General features: G+C 43.2%; 15 protein-coding genes. 7 read left to right on the top strand and 8 right to left on the bottom strand.

The features are described from left to right. The first annotated feature begins 253 nt into the window (after positions 1-253). The gene (locus tag CHA6605_RS16475) at positions 254-988 is read left to right on the top strand and encodes a DUF4145 domain-containing protein (RefSeq protein ID WP_015160543.1); all 735 of its coding nucleotides are present in this window, start codon (positions 254-256) and stop codon (positions 986-988) included. An 81-nt stretch (positions 989-1,069) separates the two neighbouring features. On the opposite strand, the gene CHA6605_RS16470 is transcribed toward CHA6605_RS16475, so the two are convergent. Beyond that, positions 1,070-1,474 (bottom strand): helix-turn-helix domain-containing protein, encoded by a 405-nt coding sequence (locus CHA6605_RS16470; protein WP_015160542.1) that lies wholly within the window; start codon positions 1,472-1,474, stop codon positions 1,070-1,072. Beyond that, positions 1,458-1,757, bottom strand: coding sequence for a type II toxin-antitoxin system HigB family toxin (locus CHA6605_RS16465; protein WP_015160541.1), 300 nt, complete (start codon positions 1,755-1,757; stop codon positions 1,458-1,460). Before CHA6605_RS16465 ends, CHA6605_RS16470 begins: the two co-directional genes overlap by 17 nt. 248 nt (positions 1,758-2,005) lie before the next feature. Between CHA6605_RS16465 and CHA6605_RS36250 the strand changes: the two genes are divergently transcribed. The 5 genes from CHA6605_RS36250 (at position 2,006) to CHA6605_RS16440 (ending at position 3,886) form a co-directional block, all read left to right on the top strand. Beyond that, positions 2,006-2,131: a hypothetical protein gene (locus CHA6605_RS36250; protein ID WP_269744494.1), complete on the top strand. Its 126-nt coding sequence runs from the start codon at positions 2,006-2,008 to the stop codon at positions 2,129-2,131. Between the two features lie 12 nt (positions 2,132-2,143). Continuing rightward, the gene (locus CHA6605_RS16455; protein ID WP_015160540.1) at positions 2,144-2,482 is read left to right on the top strand and encodes a hypothetical protein; all 339 of its coding nucleotides are present in this window, start codon (positions 2,144-2,146) and stop codon (positions 2,480-2,482) included. 2 nt (positions 2,483-2,484) lie between these two features. Next, positions 2,485-2,679 carry a hypothetical protein gene (locus tag CHA6605_RS16450; RefSeq protein WP_015160539.1) on the top strand — a complete coding sequence of 65 codons (195 nt, stop codon included), beginning with the start codon at positions 2,485-2,487 and terminating at the stop codon, positions 2,677-2,679. Between the two features lie 500 nt (positions 2,680-3,179). After that, entirely contained in the window at positions 3,180-3,458 is a 279-nt protein-coding gene (locus CHA6605_RS16445; protein ID WP_015160538.1) for a hypothetical protein, read from the top strand. Positions 3,459-3,460: 2 nt separating this feature from the next. Continuing rightward, a complete protein-coding gene (locus CHA6605_RS16440) occupies positions 3,461-3,886 on the top strand; it encodes an HNH endonuclease (RefSeq protein WP_041548189.1) in 426 nt (141 codons plus the stop codon). On the opposite strand, the gene CHA6605_RS33030 is transcribed toward CHA6605_RS16440, so the two are convergent. The 3 genes from CHA6605_RS33030 to CHA6605_RS16425 all read right to left on the bottom strand — a co-directional run bounded on the left by CHA6605_RS33030 (position 3,830) and on the right by CHA6605_RS16425 (position 7,051). Continuing rightward, positions 3,830-4,659 (bottom strand): IS5 family transposase gene (locus CHA6605_RS33030; protein ID WP_015160537.1). Its coding sequence is split into 2 segments (ribosomal slippage): positions 3,830-4,269 and positions 4,269-4,659, totalling 831 coding nucleotides; the frame shifts between segments, so codons are not numbered across the junction. The genes CHA6605_RS16440 and CHA6605_RS33030 overlap by 57 nt on opposite strands. Positions 4,660-4,877: 218 nt before the next feature. Next, complete coding sequence (locus tag CHA6605_RS16430) at positions 4,878-5,969, bottom strand: coiled-coil domain-containing protein (protein ID WP_015160536.1); 1,092 nt, start codon at positions 5,967-5,969, stop codon at positions 4,878-4,880. A 92-nt stretch (positions 5,970-6,061) separates the two neighbouring features. Next, on the bottom strand, positions 6,062-7,051 hold the full coding sequence (locus CHA6605_RS16425; RefSeq protein ID WP_041548183.1) for a coiled-coil domain-containing protein: 990 nt from the start codon (positions 7,049-7,051) through the stop codon (positions 6,062-6,064). A gap of 595 nt (positions 7,052-7,646) precedes the next feature. Here CHA6605_RS16425 and ppk1 point away from each other — a divergent pair. Further along, positions 7,647-9,818 (top strand): polyphosphate kinase 1, encoded by a 2,172-nt coding sequence (gene ppk1, locus CHA6605_RS16420; protein WP_015160534.1) that lies wholly within the window; start codon positions 7,647-7,649, stop codon positions 9,816-9,818. A 225-nt stretch (positions 9,819-10,043) separates the two neighbouring features. Here the strand turns inward: ppk1 and lysS are convergent, their stop codons facing one another. The 3 genes from lysS to CHA6605_RS16405 all read right to left on the bottom strand — a co-directional run bounded on the left by lysS (position 10,044) and on the right by CHA6605_RS16405 (position 13,004). Then, complete coding sequence (gene lysS, locus CHA6605_RS16415) at positions 10,044-11,600, bottom strand: lysine--tRNA ligase (protein ID WP_015160533.1); 1,557 nt, start codon at positions 11,598-11,600, stop codon at positions 10,044-10,046. 122 nt (positions 11,601-11,722) lie between these two features. Beyond that, positions 11,723-12,019, bottom strand: a complete 297-nt coding sequence (locus CHA6605_RS33025; RefSeq protein ID WP_315874949.1) for a Mo-dependent nitrogenase C-terminal domain-containing protein — start codon at positions 12,017-12,019, stop codon at positions 11,723-11,725. Between the two features lie 568 nt (positions 12,020-12,587). Further along, positions 12,588-13,004: a YraN family protein gene (locus CHA6605_RS16405; protein ID WP_015160531.1), complete on the bottom strand. Its 417-nt coding sequence runs from the start codon at positions 13,002-13,004 to the stop codon at positions 12,588-12,590. Positions 13,005-13,164 lie beyond the last annotated feature (160 nt).

The raw sequence follows: 13,164 nt of genomic DNA, 5'->3' as shown, positions 1-13,164 counted from the left end.
CGCTTGCAGGGTGGCTACTGATACAAATATTTAACCTCAGGTTCTCCTGCCGGAGCATCTGAGTTGAGTTTGTTGGGTTTCATTCTTCAAACTAACCTACAGATCCCTACAAAACTTGAATCGATCAACAACATGAATCAGCCCTTTATTTTAATCAAAGAACAAGACAATGTAAATTTAGCTTGTGCAGGTGGGTATGTTTAGATTACTTGAGAAAATATTCTCGAAGGTAAGATGATCTAATAGTGATCTTATGAGCCAACAAAAGCGGCAGACAGATTTTCAGACCTGTAATCATTGTGGAAATCATGCTCCGATGGAAATCGTAGCTGAGTACTATCGATCGACAAAATCTATTTGCGATGATGACGATCCGTATGAAATACCTATTTATGTTCCAGAAGAGGGTTTCAGATACAATCTACTTTTATGTCTATCTTGTAAAGAAGTAACTCTGCGGGAATATTCTGAGGCTGAGTACTTGGACGAATATATCACTATTAAAACTCTCTATCCTACGACAAGATCGAGACTATCTGGTTTACCATCAAAAATTCAACAGGCGTATGAAATTGCATTCAAAGTTCGTGTAATTGATGTTAATGCGTATGCAGTTATCATCGGGCGTATATTAGAAATGATTTGTGAGGATCGAAATGCTACAGGCAAAGACTTATATAGCAGGCTAGATGATCTAGCTAGCAAAGGTGAAATTCCGACCAAATTGGTAGGTGTTGCTCACAGTCTTCGGAAACTAAGAAACTTTGGTGCTCATGCTTCTCTTGGTGAGTTGACTCGTGATGAAATTCCAATACTAGACGATTTATGTAGAGCAATTCTAGAATATGTCTATAACGCACCATTTTTAGTAGAACAAGCAGAACGGCAACTTAACATTATAAAAGATAAAAGATCTAAAGAGTCTGAGAAAAATAAAACTAATATAGACAACTGCAATACGGAAGTATTAGTTACGGTTGAACAGTAATATAGACTTGCATAGTGTTTGAGGTTCGATCGATCGCTGTTGAGGAGTATCTTTATATCCTGTTAAGATTATCGATCGATTTCATGCCAAAAATAGTTTTGAAGGCAGATTGAAACGATTACCTAATTTCTCAGCCTGATTGAGATCGATCGATTGTTTACCATCGATAACTTCCAATACTCGATCGCTAGAGCCAAATATACTAACTAAATCTGCTGGCTGAACGTCATTCGCATCCATTAAATGCAGCAGTCGGCTGTGGGGAGTCGATCGATTTTGAGATGGGTAATGTTCTGATTCAAACTTTTCGACTAAGATGACAAACAGATCGATTAGCTGTTCTTCTTCACTGCTAACTGCCTCCTTATTCATTGATGCTTCGATGATTCCCAGTACCCGATCGTATTCTGCTTGCGATCTAATTGGCTGTGGTAATACATCGGCTAAGAGATTGGCATAGGCTGCTCGATTAAAAGTAAGGGTCATTTTTCCAGTTATCCTTATCGTATTCGGCGTGAGTGAGAAAATATTTAAAATAAATAAGCTGTCTAGAATAGTTAATAGAAACAATTAGGCGATAGCGATTGCCTTTAATATTAAATACGGTAAAGTTTCCTACCGCTTCGGCAGAAGCATATGTTTGTTGAACCTCTGTCAGGTTTTGCCAGCTTGCAACTTTAACGATTTCATTCCAATCTTCAATTTGGATATCAATGTCGGGAAATTTATCAGCAGCTTCCCGCAACCTACTAATTGCAAGGAGGTGCATATTATCTGCGGAGTTCTGGTCTAATAACTAGTTTAACGCTAAATCGCGCCATTTGATTAGCGATCGGTATTGAGACGCATCTTCATATCCTGTCGAAATTATCGATCGATTACCTACTTCGAGAAACCCAACGATTCTGGTGTTTGAGGCTCGATCGATCGCTGTTGAGGAGCATCTTTGTATCCTGTTGGAATTATCGATCGATTGGCTTGGGTTTGGTCGATTGTGGTTGATTCGATCGATCTTTGATGCGATGGTTTTGGGATCGATCGATGTTGATGATTATTCTCGATTCTCCTTACAGAGAGGCTTCGCCAACGATTACCGCAGGTCTTATCAAACCTGCTAAATTAGCAGATTATACATTCTTGTAAATATATTCACCTGTGGCTAAATTACCCGATTCTGTTATCGATAACGTCTTTACCCTGCAACGCCATCTGGTTGAATGCCTCGACGCTACTACCGCTATGGAATTCAGACTATGGCAGCAGATTGGCGAAACAGCAGACACATTACCAGAATTGGAAGAGCTACAGAATATTAGAGAGCGGCTAGTAAATTCATATTCACGCCTACAGAACATCCTACTGAGAATTGCCCAATCTCAGCCAATTGCCGCCAGGGATATGCTAGATTTATTATATCGATCTATGGAGCAAGCTCAGTCTTTTATAGATGCCAGTATTGCCAGCTTGCAAGATATCCAACGTAATTGGAATTAGCTATGGAAACCAAATTTAAAATTCCCGATCCTGAAACTAGAGCTAAAACTCTTGCCAAGCTGAGAGAAGCTCGTCATCAAGGGGATTTAGCAATTCTCATGCTAGATGAAACACTCGCTTTAGCCGACGCACATCTTCTCAAACAACATCGCGAAAGATTGTTAGGTAAAACAGATTCGGTTATCGATTCTCCATAAGGAGAGACTTACGCCAACGAGCATAACATCCCTACAAGCGGTAAGTTGTAAACAGTGAGATTTTTTAGCCGTAGATTGAGCCTCGAAACCCAGTAACTTTATTGTTTGAGGCTCTATCGCCATTGAGGAGCATCTTTATACCCTGTCGGAATGATCGATCGATTACCTAATTCGAGAAACCCAACAATTTCAGTGTTTGAGGTTCGATCGATCGGTATTGAGGAGTATTTTTATATCCTGTGGGAATTATCGATCGCGTAGCGTACCGGAGGTAATCGATTGGCTTGGGTTTGGTCGATCGTAGTTGATTCGATCGATCTTTTGTGCGATGGTTTTGGAATCGATCGATCTTGATGGCATGAGGTTTTCTCTTGGGATAGAGGCTAAGTCGATGATTTACTCAACCCAACCTAAAAATCTGAAAGTGTCTCGAGATCGTTCTACGGGAATTATCCTATTCGACACAATGTTAAAATCGAGATAGTTTCACTAATTTGGTCATGCCAATCCCATCTTTACCAAAATTAAGTAGCTTACCGAATAATCTCCCGATCGAAGGTGCCGTGCGAATCGAGCTAGCAGAAGGCATTCCGCTATTCACAGCATCCAGTTTCGTTCTGGCTAGAATCGAGCAGTTAATAGCAAAACAACAAGACTCCGCTCTCAGCCCAGAAGAGGAGCAAGAACTCGACAGCTATGAAGAGATTGATGACTATCTCAGCTTTGTGAACCGTACCATGCGGAATATCGCCCTAAATGAAATTCCCCAAGCATCGTAACAGTGTCTCGCAATAAGATTCCTGAAACCATCCAAGCGCAAGTGCGCCAACGAGCACGGTATTTGTGTGAGTTTTGTCACGCTGATGAGATGTGGCAATATGTGCGGTTCAATGTAGACCATGTGATGCCATTATCGTTAGGCGGAGACGATAGCTTTGCAAATCTCACACTGGCTTGCTTCCATTGCAATCGCCGGAAAACTAATCGACTTACAGCAATAGATCCTGAATCGGCAACAGAAGTCGCAATTTTCAATCCTCGACAAGACAAGTGGCGAGAGCATTTTATTTGGTCGGTGGATGGGTTGCTGATTGTGGGAGTAACAGCAATTGGGAGAGCAACTGTTGTTGCATTAGACCTCTTGCGTGAATCAAGAAGGAGAAGCAAGTTCAAAATTGAGGATAGCGGAAATGAGGTTAAATCGTAAACCAAATCGTCTGCGTCGGTTGCGATAGCGTTCAGCTAAAATGCGAAATATTTTAAGTCGGCGGTTAACATGTTCAACAACGATTCGCAGTCGTGCTAACAAACGATTGTGTTGACGCTCCGACTTAGCCAATTTGCTCTGACGAGGCTTTTTGGTCGGAAGACAACTACTTGAATGTAATTTAGCAAGTCCTTGATAGCCCTTGTCCGCAAGGCATAATTGCTCTGGCAGCATTGGTAACTGTTCTATTTTAAACAAGCGAAAGTCATGAACTCGTCCTTTCCCAAACGCAGTACAAATTATTTGCCCTGTCTGTTGATTGACAACCACTTGCGCTTTTAATGTGTGATACTTTTTTTGGCCACTGTAGTAAGCTCGCTGGTTTTTTTTGGACGCTCAATCGGACTCTCGGTTACATCAACGACAATTACGCTCCAATTATCTGCCTGTTGGTAAAGCTGCTTTTTACCTGGTAATCGGAATTTGCCAGAATCCATCAGCAGCCTTTCTACTTTACTAATTAGTCGGCAGACCGCTGACTCACTTAGATCCCAACTTGTCCCGATATGAAACTGTGTTCGGTATTCCCGCCAATATTCTAGTACTAATAGTAATTGGTCTTCGACACTGAGTTTGCACTGTCCACCCCTTTTGCCCCTTCGATCGAGATGAGGGTTAAGTATTTCAACCATTAGATTGAAGGTGTCTGGCTGTACTCCACATCTTCGTTTGAATGCTTTGGGCTGTAAGTGCTGGAGTTGTTCGTAGGTCATGCTAGCTTTCTCTTTTCTCTACTTTTACCTCAACTATTCCTATTCACGCAAGAGGTCTAGTAGTTGGCAGTTGTCAGAGTATCCAGGTTGTATTCCCGATCGAGTCCATAGCGCAGATTATTTGCATGAGATTTATAGCAAGCTCGATTGGGTGCTACGCCAAAATTGAGGGTAAAAACAATTCCTAAATTGTCCCTACCGTCAATCTTGTCGAGCGACTATTTAGTCTTAGCTTGTGACTTGGCTTGCTCTAGCGTAATCTCTTTAAGAGTTTGATAAGAGTTAGCATTGGCAGAACCTTCGATCGCTTTGACGGCGAGATCTTGAACTTGTTTGAGTGCGGCTTCTAGTTGTTTGGAGAGGCTGTTAAGACGTTCGCCTTGGTTGCTAATCGTATCTTCCAAAGATTCAATTCTACCTTCATAAAAGCGTTTTTGACCTTCGACTTCTTTTGCATAGAGATCGGATTTGATTTTGGCTTGATATGTAGCAATACCTTTGCCTTCTCCTTTAGCTTTCTCGATTGCTTTTTCTTTATCTTGAACGAAAGCCGCTACTTTAGCTTTGGTTTCATTGAAGGTTTTTTCGCGTTCGGCAAGAGCCAATTCGCGTTCTGCCCAGGCTTTTTCTTGGGCTTCTTTAATTTCAGCTAGTTCGTAATATAAAGCTGCTTGTTGTTGCTCGTATTGTTCGCGATCGAGTTTGCGTTGCAGATCTAAATTATATTTATATTCTTGAACTTCGCGCTGGCTATTTTTGCGATCGAGTTCGATCCGTTCTTTAACCGCAATACCAGTTTGTTCTTGTTCTTTATTCCAAGCTTTGGTTAAACTTTGAATTTCTTGTTGAGCGGCTTCTTGGCGTTCGCGGAGTTCTTCCCCAAAGGCTTTAGAACTAGTCTCGTAGCTCTCGATTAGTTCTTCAAATGTATCTTCATCTACTTCAAGACTGTGCAAGGTTTGCAAGTCGGTAATTTCGGCGGTGACACCTTCGCGAATCTCTGCTAATTTTGCAGCTTCGGTAGTCAGCTTCTCGGATAATTCACTCACAGCAGCACCAAAACCGAGCTGGAGACTATCGAGACTGGCGATCGTGTTATTTACCTTATCTTGAATCAGTGCTGCATTCATAATTGTTTTTGGTTCGCTTTTTACTACTTCTTTAACGATTGTGGCAGCAGGTGCAGGTATGGCGGTTTGCTTTTGGCTATTTTTGACTTGAGTTTCAAGAGCTTTTTTCTCTTCAACAAGTTGGTTGTAAGCAGTCAAAATTTCTGCTTTAGTGTTCTTATCTGTCGGTTTTGTTGCCATAATTGACGATCGCTCTTAGGTGTTACTGTGAAGATTTGACTATTGCGCTATGGTGAGACGATGCACTGTGGATCGATTTCTATCGTTCGCAATTAGTTTTTCTCACTAATTTTGGCTGAGGTTTCAAATGCTTTCATCGCTAGGGACTGAGCTTGGCTCATTACTGTTTGCAACTGCTCGTTAATTGCAATAATTTGTTCGTTCTGACGTTCGATAACTCGCTCTAAGGATTGAATCTTCATCTCATATCCTTGCTTGTTGCCTTCCCATTCTTTCTCGGCTAAATCGGCTTTAACCTTAGCATCGCTACTCGTTTCTTTAATAGCTTCTTCACGAGCTTTTTTAACTGCTTCTTCCAGTTCGTCAGGGAATGCGGCTACTTTGGCAGTATTCTCGTCGGCTAGTTTTTGATTGTCTTTCAAGAATTTCTCCCGCTCTTTCCATTGCTTCTGCTGCTCGCGATCTTGAGATTGAATATCTTGCTCCTGATTGCGTTTAGCTTCGGTATATGCATCAGTTTGAAGCTGGCGATCTCGAGTAATTTTATATTGAACTTCGTCTTGTTCTTTTTGACGCTCTTTGGCAACGATTGTTGCTAATTCTGCTTGTTGCTCGGCATATTCGCGATCGTTACGCTCCCACTGCTTGCGAAGATTTGTTTGCTCTTTCTCGATATTTTCGCGATCGGCTGCAAGTTTTTCTTCAATTGTTTTTAAACTTTGTTGATGCTCCTGAGTGATAATATATAGTGCATCGGCAACGATCCTAACTTGCTGGAGATCCGATCGATGTTGGGTTTCGATTTCGATCGACTGCTTGACTTCAGCTAATTTTTCAACCTCTACAGTCAGCCTGTCTGACAACCCCGTAACGATACTGCCAAATTCTAATTGTAAATTTGCCATCCCCTTGACGATCGTGTCAACGGTATAATTAGCAGCTTTAGTAACAATTTCTTTATTCTTGGCTAATTGCGCTTCTTCCTCTTTGGTTGCAACTTTAGAACCAGGTCGATATTGCTCTGCTAAAATCCGCTCTAATTCTGTTAGAATTTGGGTTTTACTATCTTTTACTATTGCCATAATTGATATGCCTTGAGGATAATAACGCATAAAAACCAGCCCACCTGCATTGCAGGATGAGAATTTGGTCTTGTCTCGATCGCTTACTAATTGTGCCCAAATATTCGACTCTTATAACAAGAGGCTGCGCCAATGAAGTTCCTAGATGCCAAGCGATTTTTACCCATACATGCGCGCGGTATGGATATATCGATCGACATTAGATTGACGGCTTTCTTTGAGTAGTAGTACTATTGTATCTCTGACAAGCACTATTGTCAAGACTTTTTAGGAAATTTGTACTAGTCAATCTCTGCCCCGGCGTTTGTAAAACGATCGACATTCATCTCTGCGCTGCCGATTTGCCTCCCTGACAGGATAATTTAGAGGCGTTAATATAGATGGGGGTACCCACGTTTGGGCTTACTTCGACTTCGCGTCAGTGCCAGCGAGCAGCCTTTTGATTCGGAGTTTCGCTGACGGTTAAGCGCACCAAGCAGTGGCAGTAATCGTATCTATGCATTGATGCAACATGCCAGGATTAGCAAGAGATCGGAATCCACGATATTCCTAACTGTAAAAAATATCCAAAAACTTTAACTCGGAGTTATCTGACATGAATTTCCCGCAATCGCCACTTGCTAATCCATCAGAAATCGATTTATCCGATCCTCAATACTACCTCAGTCGAGAATTAACATGGCTAGAATTTAATGCTCGAGTCCTACATGAAGCCATAGACGAGCGCACGCCACTACTAGAACGGCTGAAATTCATGTCGATTTTTAGCTCGAATCTCGATGAATTTTTTATGGTAAGAATTGCAGCGATCGCTCAACAAATCGAAGCCAAAGTTACTCGACTTACTCCAGATGGTAGAACGCCTAGCGAACAATTAGCGGTAACTAGTCAGCGGGTACAGCAATTAATTACCCAACAACATCAGCATTTTGAGACAGTATTACGTCCGGCGGCGATCGAGCGCGGTATTTATCTATTAGATTACTTCGATCTCAATCAAGAGCAATGTAGCTATCTGCAAACCTATTTTGAAGAGCAAATTTTTCCAGTTCTCACACCTTTAGCAGTCGATCCCGGCCATCCATTTCCGTATATTTCTAACCTGAGTTTAAATCTTGCCGTAGTTATCAAACATCCCGATACTGGTGAGGAATTGTTTGCTAGAGTTAAGGTGCCAAAAGTGTTACCGCGCTTTATCAGTCTACCCAAAGAATTGCAAGTAGTGGATGTACTCAGACCGACAGAAAAGTCGATCGAACAGAATAATAAAGAACGCCGTCAAATTTGGACGGGAATTCCACTCGAACAATTAATTGCCCATAATTTGGAATCCCTCTTTCCGGGCATGAATATCCAAGGTTGTTTCACCTTTCGAGTCACTCGTAACGCGGATATTAGCGTGGCTGAAGATGAAGCTGACGATTTACTCCAAGCGATCGAAGATGGCTTGCAGCAACGGCGTAAAGGTGGTTCTACAGTCCGCATTGAAGTAGACTCCGCCATGCCAGAGCAAATTCGCCGAATGTTGCAAGAGGAGTTAGAAGTCAACCTGCAAGACATTTATGAAGTTGATGGAATGCTGGGTTTGGGAGATCTGATGTATTTTTTATCCCTTCCCGCTCCTGAATTAAAAGATCCGCCCTGGAATGCGATCGTGCCCGCACAATTACGGCGACTTAAAATAGCTGAAGATAGTGGTAATTTCTTTAATTTAATCGCTCAAAAAGATTTTCTCGTCCATCATCCCTATCAATCATTTACAGATACGGTCGAACGATTTATTACCTGTGCGGCGAATGATTCTAAAGTGCTCGCGATCAAAATGACACTTTATCGTACCACTGGAGACTCACATATTCTCAAAGCATTGATTGAAGCTGCTGAAAATGGCAAACAAGTTTCGGTGCTGATCGAACTCAAAGCCCGATTTGACGAGCAAAACAATATTAATCTAGCCCGTATGCTCGAACAAGCTGGCATTCATGTTGTCTATGGATTAGTAGGTTTAAAAACACATACTAAAGTAGTATTAGTCGTGCGGCGAGAAGATGAAAAAATCCGCCGTTACGTTCACATCGGTACGGGTAACTATAATGCCAAAACTTCTAAACTATATACAGATGTTGGTTTATTTAGTTGTCGTCCCGAACTAGGTGCAGATCTGACAGACTTATTTAACTATCTAACTGGCTATTCCCAACAAAGATCTTATCGTAAATTAATAGTTTCACCTGTAAATACTCGCGACTCATTCACTCGCTTAATTCAACAAGAAATCGATAGCGTCCAAGCAGGTAAAACTGGCCGCATCGTAGCCAAAATGAATGCCTTAGTCGATACCAAAATGATTGCTAGTCTCTATCGAGCATCACAAGCTGGCGTCTCGATCGATCTGATTATTCGCGGCATGTGTTGTCTGCGTCCGGGGGTACCAGGAGTCAGCGAAAATATTCGCGTAATTAGCATTATCGGTCGATTTCTCGAACATTCCCGCATCTATTATTTTAGTAATGGCGGTGAGGCGAACATATTTATTGGCAGTGCCGACTGGATGACGCGCAATCTCGACAGGCGGGTAGAAGTCATTACCCCGATCGAAGATCCAGATATTTCCAAAGATCTCCAAGAAATATTAGGCATTATGCTCTCTGACAATCGTCAAGCCTGGGATATGCAATCTGATGGTAGCTATATCCAACGCTGTCCCCATCCCGGCGCGGCGGTAGAAAGTACCCAGCGGATTTTAATGGAAATGGCTGCGGGGTAAATGTTCGCGATCTGCAAACGCGCATCGAGAAAGAGCCACCACTCCCTGCGTTCTCATCCCCAGCTCCAGCAACGCCAGCTTTAGAGGCGTTAATCGTCCTTACATGCAGTTAGTTCGGGTGTGATTGGTTGGGGTAGGGGAGATCGTTGATGCAATTGAAAAAATACATAAGCAAAAAATCAAGTAGGGTGCTTTACACATATGGGGTAAAGCACCCTATGGCATCTAATCGTCTGTTGATTGTTCGCTAGGTTCGGGTTTGAGCAGTGGGAAGGCGATCGCATCCCGGATGCTAGCACAATCGCACAAGAGCATTACCAATCGATCGATGCCAATTCCCAATCCGCCTGTCGGGGGCATCCCATATTCTAAAGCAGTGAGGAAGTCTTCATCGATATCGTGAGCTTCGTCATCCCCTTCGGCTTTACGCGCGGCTTGAGCTTCCAACCGTTCCCGCTGATCCACCGGATCGGTTAACTCTGAGAAACTATTGGCTAATTCGCGCCCCACCACAAATAGTTCAAACCGCTCGACGATCCCTGGTTTCGATCGATGGGGTTTGGCTAGTGGTGAGATTTCGACGGGATAATCGAGGACGAATGTGGGCTGAATTAGGGTAGTTTCACACTTTTGCTCGAATACCTCATTCATCAGTTTTCCGAGGGTTTGAATATCATCGCCGCCGCCAATCCCCGCATTTTTGACAGCCGATCGAGCTGTCTCTAACGAGTCGAAACTACTAAAGTCTAAACCCGTGACTTCTTTGACGATATCGTTCATCGTCACCCGCCGCCAGGGAGCCGTGAGACTAATCGGCGTACCCTGATAGCTAATCTCCAATGTCCCCAGTACCGATTGAGCGACAGTAGTTATCATCTGTTCGGTAAGTTTCATCATATCCTCGTAGTCAGCATAGGCTTGATAAACCTCAATGCTGGTGAATTCGGGATTGTGACGGGTAGAAACGCCCTCATTGCGGAAAATCCGCCCCAATTCAAATACCTTCTCAAAACCACCGACGATTAACCTTTTTAGGTGCAGCTCGGTAGCAATGCGCAAATACAGCGGCATCTCCAGAGTATTGTGATAGGTATTAAACGGACGCGCGTCAGCACCGCCAGCTTCCGACTGCAAGACGGGAGTTTCGATCTCGATAAAGTCTAAGTTTTCGAGATAGCGGCGAATTCCAGCGGTAATGAGAGAGCGTTTCCTAAAGGTATCGCGTACCTCTGGATTGACGATCAGATCGACATAGCGTTGACGGTAGCGTTTGGCAACATCGGTTAAACCGTGCCATTTATCTGGCAATGGCAGTAGTGATTTGGTGAGAATTGTATACTCGTTGACGAGGATCGATAATTCTCCTTTGTCCGCACGTTTGATCGTGCCTCTGACACCGATAATATCCCCAACATCGCTTAATTGCTTGAGATGGCTAAAAGCATCGGGGAGAGCTGGCATCCCCTCTTCTATCTGCTGCTTGGCTAAATAAAGTTGAATCGTACCCGTTTCATCTTGAATGCTAAAAAAAGCCAACTTGCCCATCACGCGCCGTGCGATGATGCGTCCGGCGATCGAGACTGGAGTATCTACCTCTTCGCCATTAGCTAAATCTGCGTACTCTAGCTGTAAGGCGGCGGCTTGGTGGGTAGATACCCAGTTGTAGGCGTAGGGATTCATCCCTAGTTCTCGGAGTTTGTCTGCTTTAACCAGGCGCGTAGCCCGAATTTCGGCTAATGTCGAATGTGGTTCTGGCTGTTGTGGCGACTGTGGCTTGGACATGGTACATCAATCTAGGCTGGACTTTATATTCTAAGTCCTATCGAGGCGACCGATCCACTATCTTGATTCGCTTAACTGTCGGGGAACTCGACAAGCGCGAATCGCTATCCACTATCCACTAACTAGCAATATTGGCTGATGTCTTCGCCACATTCGTCGGCTAGATAACACATTGCCTTGAACCGAAGCATCACAACTTCCTCATAGAGGGGGTTGAGTTTGCACATGGGGGGAATGTGTACCAGTGTCCTTCCAAATAAATTGAGGTCGCGCTCGAAGGGACATTGAGAAGGGATCAGTTTACAAAGATTGTGAGCTAATCGGGGATTGGAGATTTTGAGATTTTCCAACCAGTGACGCAGCGGCTTGAGTGGATCGAATTTAGGTATGTGCAGAGAGTTGGTGGTTTCCCGTGACATTATTCTAGTTGCCAGCAAACGAGCAAGCTTTGATAGATTAGAACCCATAATATGAGAAGTATTAATGGTATCGAGGAGATAACTATTCATGACGTTGCTCCTTAATGGAATGTTCATCTAAAGATAAACTACAAGCATTAACGAGCGGTTTCCGGAAAGAATGGTCGAACTTCATACTAAAGCGGTCATCAGCCTCAATTTACCAACCAAGTTGGTAGCTAGAGATTTAAGTACTACTTGCATCATGTCTTAGCTGACACTTTACCAGCAACTGTAAATCTACTGAAATATCATAGCGCAGATATTCTTAAAGTCAGCATATTTTCAGCCGTTTTTTTTAGTATATATCGACACATTTTCTTCGTACAAATTTTTAGATTATTAAAAAATTACGATCCCCAACTAGTTTGCCTCCAAACTCATATGTTCGCAATCGGTTATTATCTCTTTGGAGAGATTTTTAAAGCTGTCAAATGACCAATGTTGGTATAGCATTTTAGCTAGAAATTGCCAACGATCTACGTTGGCTACGCCTACCAGAAATAATCGAATCGGACAAAACTTAAACCTAGACTCCATCGAAGGCACTAGTAATATAATCGAGCAATAACCACCGCTCGTCAGTGGTGAGATCTGTAACGATCTGCAACGGTATCCCCACAATCGATCGATCGATGGGCTGATGGCGGACGATGGCAACGTCAAAGCGACAGGGATATTCGGATAAATGTGGGTATTTAAGGAGGAATAATTCAGCCGAACGGACGATCGTGGCTTGCTTCTGAGGGGTAATCGCCAAGAGTCCGTCAGCGTCCCAATTCGCCCGATTGCGGGTTTTGACTTCAATAAATAGGAGGGTGTCAGCTTCAATGGCGATCAGATCGATTTCGCCTCTTTTCCATCGCCACCGATGATGCAGGATTTTGCCGCCCCGATGAGTCAGCCACTGGGCGACAACTTCTTCTCCTTGTTTGCCAGTGTTCATCTGAGGCGCGGCTGTAATTTTTGGTAAGTTCGGCGAGATAATCGTTGTCGAGATCGAGATTGAATCAGATGCTCGGATGTACTCAGGAATGCTAAGCAACTCATCTGTTCGAGTGCGATCGAAAATGGCTAGTGGCTAGTATACGGGGTTTTAAGCGATC

The sequence above is a fragment of the Chamaesiphon minutus PCC 6605 genome (assembly GCF_000317145.1).
GTDB classification, from domain to species: domain Bacteria; phylum Cyanobacteriota; class Cyanobacteriia; order Cyanobacteriales; family Chamaesiphonaceae; genus Chamaesiphon; species Chamaesiphon minutus.
Note: the sequence above shows the minus strand (reverse complement) of the source record. Positions and strands in the feature narration are given on the sequence as shown.

Bases quoted from the DNA above. Each gene is read 5' to 3' on its own strand.
- CHA6605_RS16450 (WP_015160539.1), top strand. From the start codon at position 2,485: ATGGAAACCAAATTTAAAATTCCCGATCCTGAAACTAGAGCTAAAACT.
- CHA6605_RS16425 (WP_041548183.1), bottom strand. From the start codon at position 7,051: ATGGCAATAGTAAAAGATAGTAAAACCCAAATTCTAACAGAATTAGAG.
- CHA6605_RS16430 (WP_015160536.1), bottom strand. From the start codon at position 5,969: ATGGCAACAAAACCGACAGATAAGAACACTAAAGCAGAAATTTTGACT.
- CHA6605_RS16445 (WP_015160538.1), top strand. From the start codon at position 3,180: ATGCCAATCCCATCTTTACCAAAATTAAGTAGCTTACCGAATAATCTC.
- CHA6605_RS36250 (WP_269744494.1), top strand. From the start codon at position 2,006: ATGCGATGGTTTTGGGATCGATCGATGTTGATGATTATTCTCGATTCT.
- CHA6605_RS16465 (WP_015160541.1), bottom strand. From the start codon at position 1,757: ATGCACCTCCTTGCAATTAGTAGGTTGCGGGAAGCTGCTGATAAATTT.
- CHA6605_RS16470 (WP_015160542.1), bottom strand. From the start codon at position 1,474: ATGACCCTTACTTTTAATCGAGCAGCCTATGCCAATCTCTTAGCCGAT.
- ppk1 (WP_015160534.1), top strand. From the start codon at position 7,647: ATGAATTTCCCGCAATCGCCACTTGCTAATCCATCAGAAATCGATTTA.
- lysS (WP_015160533.1), bottom strand. From the start codon at position 11,600: ATGTCCAAGCCACAGTCGCCACAACAGCCAGAACCACATTCGACATTA.
- CHA6605_RS16405 (WP_015160531.1), bottom strand. From the start codon at position 13,004: ATGAACACTGGCAAACAAGGAGAAGAAGTTGTCGCCCAGTGGCTGACT.
- CHA6605_RS16475 (WP_015160543.1), top strand. From the start codon at position 254: ATGAGCCAACAAAAGCGGCAGACAGATTTTCAGACCTGTAATCATTGT.
- CHA6605_RS33025 (WP_315874949.1), bottom strand. From the start codon at position 12,019: ATGTCACGGGAAACCACCAACTCTCTGCACATACCTAAATTCGATCCA.